The following is a 289-nucleotide window of genomic DNA, read 5'->3' as shown; positions in this document are numbered from 1 at the left end:
ACATAGATGCGCCCTTCGAGGTTTTCCTTGAGCAGGTTGTCGCGGGAGGTCGCGGTCGGGGCGAACAGTCATTTGCCCATCACATCGACTACCCGCCGATTCATTTCCTCGGGAAACGGCTGGGTCAGGTCGCCAGTGCGCAGGCCCGCCTCGACGTGACCGATCGGAATGCGCCGATTAAACGCCGCCAGGCTGCAGGCGGTCGCGGTCGACGTGTCGCCATGCACCAGCACGCAATCGGGGTTGACCTCTTCGAGCAGGGCATCGACCCGGGTCATCAGCCGTGCAA

General features: G+C 63.3%; 1 protein-coding gene. It reads right to left on the bottom strand.

The window, feature by feature from the left end; all coding sequences use genetic code 11:
- Positions 1–68: 68 nt before the first annotated feature.
- Positions 69–289 (bottom strand): UDP-N-acetylglucosamine 2-epimerase (locus ACZYR5_RS29660; protein ID WP_489107629.1); only part of this gene is annotated, 221 nt, incomplete at its 5' end.

The organism is Pseudomonas sp. F007, assembly GCF_057814275.1.
The sequence above is the reverse complement of the archived record's forward strand: the minus strand, read 5'-3'. Positions and strand labels throughout refer to the sequence as shown.